We start from the raw sequence: 3,495 nt of genomic DNA, 5'->3' as shown, positions 1-3,495 counted from the left end.
GTCGAGCGTCGGCGCCTACCAGATCGAGGGCGAAGGCATCCAGCTCTTCGAAAGAATCGAAGGCGATTATTTCACCATCGTCGGCCTGCCGCTGCTGTCGGTGCTGAAAGAATTGCGCGCGCTGGGGGCGATCGATGGCTGAGAAGAAGGCCTTCGTCACCGGCCACCCGATCGCGCATTCGCGCTCGCCGAAAATCCATGGCCACTGGCTGGCCAGATACGGCATCGACGGCAGCTACCAGGCGATCGATGTCGCCCCCGATGATTTCGCCGCCTTCCTGAACGCGCTGCGGGACAACGGTTTCCAGGGCGGCAATGTCACCATCCCGCACAAGGAGGCGGCCTTCGCGCTGGTCGAGCGCCGCGACGAAGCGGCGGAAGCGATCGGCGCCGTCAACACGCTTTGGTTCGAGGACGGGAAATTGTGGGGCGGCAACACCGACGCCCACGGCTTTGCCGCCAATCTCGACGACTACGCGCCGGGCTGGGCAGCGAATGGCCCGGCCGTGGTGCTTGGCGCCGGCGGCGCGTCGCGCGCCGTCATCCATGCGCTGAAAGAGCGCGGCGTCGGCGACATCCGCATCGTCAACCGCACGCTGGCGCGGGCCGAGGAGCTCAGCCATCGCTTCGGCGCAGGCGTTACCGCGCATAGCGCCGACGCTGTCGGCGACCTGCTCGCCGATGCCGGCCTGCTCGTCAACACGACGGCGCTTGGCATGCATGGCAATGAAGGCCTGTCCGCCGATCCGGCCGGCCTGCCGGACCATGCCATCGTCACCGACATCGTCTATGTGCCGCTGGAGACGCCGTTGCTCGCCGCCGCCCGTGGGCGCGGCCTGTGGACGGTCGATGGGCTCGGCATGCTGCTGCATCAGGCGGTGCCCGGTTTCGAACGCTGGTTCGGCACGCGGCCCGAGGTCACCGCCGAGCTCAGACGGATGATCGTTGCCGACATCGAAGCCCATTGATAAGGCGCCGGATATGATCGTGCTTGGCCTCACCGGATCGATCGGCATGGGCAAGTCGACGACGGCGAAGATGTTTGCCGAGGCCGGCGTGCCGGTGCACGATTCCGACGAGACGGTGCATCGCCTCTATGCCGGCAAGGCCGGCCCGCTGGTCGAGGCTGCCTTTCCCGGCACCACCGATGCGGGTGTCGTCGACCGCGCCAGGCTCGGCGCGCGGGTGCTCGGCGACGCCGTCGCGCTGAAGCGACTGGAAGCGATCGTCCATCCGCTGGTCCGCGCCGATGCCGACGCTTTCCTTGCCAGGCACCGCGCCGCCGGCGCGCCGCTCGCCGTGCTCGACATTCCCTTGCTGTTCGAGACCGGCGGCCGCGACCGCGTCGACAAGGTCGTGGTCGTTACCGCCCCGGCCGAGGTGCAGCGCGCGCGCGTGCTGGCGCGTCCCGGCATGAGCGAAGCGAAGCTGGCTGCGATCCTCGCCAAGCAGGTGCCCGACGCCGACAAGCGGCGCCAGGCCGATTTCATCGTCGACACCGGCCAGGGCTTTGACGCCGCGCGCGCCGCGGTCGCGGCCATCATCGCCGAATTGGCGGGGGATAAGTCGGGCAATGACGCTTCCTGACGCCTGCTGTCAGCAGTCCCCATTGCCATTTTGTTCCGTTGGATGATTCTGCACGTCCAGAGTGGACTGATTCGATGCGCGAGATCATTTTCGATACGGAAACCACCGGCCTCGACATGCGCGAAGACCGCATCATCGAGCTCGGCGGCGTCGAGCTGGTCAACCGCTTCCCGACCGGCCGCACCTTCCACAGATTCATCAACCCGCAGGGACGGGCGGTTCATGCCGAGGCGCAGGCCGTGCATGGCATCAGCGCCGCCGACCTGGTCGGCAAGCCGATCTTTTCGGAAATCGCCGAGGAGTGGCTGGCCTTCACCGACGGCGCCAAGCTGATCGCCCACAACGCCAATTTCGACATCGGCTTCCTCAATCTGGAATTCGGCCGGCTCGGCCATCCCGCCATCGATGTCGGCCGCGTCGTCGACACGCTGGCGCTGGCGCGCCGCAAGCACCCGATGGGTCCGAACTCGCTGGACGCGCTCTGCCGCCGCTACGGCATCGACAATGGTCACCGCACCAAGCACGGCGCGCTGCTCGATTCCGAATTGCTGGCCGAGGTCTATATCGAGCTCATCGGCGGCAAGCAGGCGGCGCTGATCCTCGATGCGGTGGCGGTGCAGATGAACGGCGCCGGCGAGGTGGCCGACATCGACATCTCCATCGGCGCGCGGCCGATCGCCTTGCCGCCGCGTCTCACCGAGGCCGAGCGCGCCGCGCATGCCGGCCTGGTGCGCACGCTCGGCGAAAAGGCGCTGTGGCTGAAGGTGGAAGCCGAAGCCGGGGCGGCACAGAACTAGCACCGTCCCGCCGGCATCTCATGCAAAAAGCCCGGCGCGAGGCCGGGCTTTTCGATACCAAATAAAGAGCGGATCAGCTCACCTGGACCTTGGCCGCCGCCTGGTCCTCGGCCAGCTTCTGCTGGAACATCTGCGCGAAGTCGATCGGGTCGAGCATCAGCGGCGGGAAGCCGCCATTGCGGGTTGCTTCGGCGATGATCTGGCGGGCGAACGGGAACAGCAGCCGCGGGCATTCGATGAACAGGATCGGCAGCATATGTTCCTGCGGGAAGCCGCTGATGGCGAAGACGCCGCCATAGACCAGCTCGACGTTGAACAGCACTTCCTGGTCGAAGGAGGCCTTGGCGTTCAGCGTCAGGTTGACGTCGAACTGCTTGTCCGAGAGCGGATTGGCGTTGACGTTGACATTGATGGCGATGCCGGGAGCCTTGTCGCGGCCGCGCAGCGAATTCGGCGCGCCGGGGCTCTCGAAGGACAGGTCCTTCACATATTGGGCGAGTACGTTGAGTGTCGGCTGCGCGTTGCCGTTGCCGTTGGCGGCGCCGGTCGGCGCGTCGTCTTTGCTGGCCATGAGCCTTTGTCCTTTTGCCTGGGCAGCCTTGCTGACCGGATTGAAACCGGGGGTTCGCTACCATGGTCGGCATGACAAGACAAGGTTTGCCGCCTCGGCGCGGGATCACAGTTGCGACCGATCTCCCGTCGCAGATTCCTGCCGGGGAACCTCGGCGCAGTTGGCCGGAAATTGCCTAGTCGTCCTTGAGGCGGCGCCAGGGCGAATTGTGGTCGGGGCCGCGGGTGTAATCGTCGCCGCGCGAATAGTCGCTGTCGTCGAGATCGATCGTCTTGCCGCGCGGCCGCGCCTGGAAGCCGGCGCTGAAGCTGGTCGCCAGCACGATGCGGCTTTTCAGCATCCGCCAGGCGAGGTCCCGCACCGGCGGCAACAGCAGCAGGATGGCGAGGATGTCGGTGATGAAGCCGGGGATGATCAAGAGGATCGCCGCCAGCACGATCATCGCGCCATGCGCGAGCTGGCTGCTCGGATCGCGCCCGGCATCCATTTCCGCCCGCACCCGCGCCATCACGCCGAAACCCTGGTGTCGCAGCAACAGGC

The 3,495-nt window shown here is 66.6% G+C and carries 6 protein-coding genes; 4 read left to right on the top strand and 2 right to left on the bottom strand.

The window, feature by feature from the left end; all coding sequences use genetic code 11:
• From EN738_RS32440 to dnaQ, 4 genes are all read left to right on the top strand, one after another.
• Positions 1–142: Maf family protein (locus EN738_RS32440; RefSeq protein WP_189606095.1), on the top strand; the 142-nt coding region annotated here is incomplete at its 5' end.
• The gene (locus EN738_RS32435; RefSeq protein WP_127287130.1) at positions 135–968 is read left to right on the top strand and encodes a shikimate dehydrogenase; all 834 of its coding nucleotides are present in this window, start codon (positions 135–137) and stop codon (positions 966–968) included. The genes EN738_RS32440 and EN738_RS32435, both read left to right, overlap by 8 nt.
• 13 nt (positions 969–981) lie before the next feature.
• Complete coding sequence (gene coaE, locus EN738_RS32430) at positions 982–1,587, top strand: dephospho-CoA kinase (protein WP_127287129.1); 606 nt, start codon at positions 982–984, stop codon at positions 1,585–1,587.
• A 74-nt stretch (positions 1,588–1,661) separates the two neighbouring features.
• Positions 1,662–2,384: a DNA polymerase III subunit epsilon gene (dnaQ, locus tag EN738_RS32425; protein ID WP_127287128.1), complete on the top strand. Its 723-nt coding sequence runs from the start codon at positions 1,662–1,664 to the stop codon at positions 2,382–2,384.
• 73 nt (positions 2,385–2,457) lie between these two features.
• On the opposite strand, the gene secB is transcribed toward dnaQ, so the two are convergent.
• On the bottom strand, positions 2,458–2,955 hold the full coding sequence (secB, locus tag EN738_RS32420; protein ID WP_126057318.1) for a protein-export chaperone SecB: 498 nt from the start codon (positions 2,953–2,955) through the stop codon (positions 2,458–2,460).
• A 175-nt stretch (positions 2,956–3,130) separates the two neighbouring features.
• Positions 3,131–3,495: FxsA family protein (locus EN738_RS32415; RefSeq protein WP_127287127.1), on the bottom strand; the 365-nt coding region annotated here is incomplete at its 5' end.

The organism is Mesorhizobium sp. M4B.F.Ca.ET.017.02.2.1 (assembly GCF_003998955.1).
In the GTDB taxonomy this organism is placed as follows: Bacteria; Pseudomonadota; Alphaproteobacteria; order Rhizobiales; family Rhizobiaceae; genus Mesorhizobium; species Mesorhizobium abyssinicae.
This window is presented reverse-complemented; position numbering and strand designations above follow the sequence as displayed.

What these genes read in the sequence shown, in the direction of transcription:
- EN738_RS32435 (WP_127287130.1), top strand. Translation starts at nt 135, where the DNA reads ATGGCTGAGAAGAAGGCCTTCGTCACCGGCCACCCGATCGCGCATTCG.
- coaE (WP_127287129.1), top strand. Translation starts at nt 982, where the DNA reads ATGATCGTGCTTGGCCTCACCGGATCGATCGGCATGGGCAAGTCGACG.
- dnaQ (WP_127287128.1), top strand. Translation starts at nt 1,662, where the DNA reads ATGCGCGAGATCATTTTCGATACGGAAACCACCGGCCTCGACATGCGC.
- secB (WP_126057318.1), bottom strand. Translation starts at nt 2,955, where the DNA reads ATGGCCAGCAAAGACGACGCGCCGACCGGCGCCGCCAACGGCAACGGC.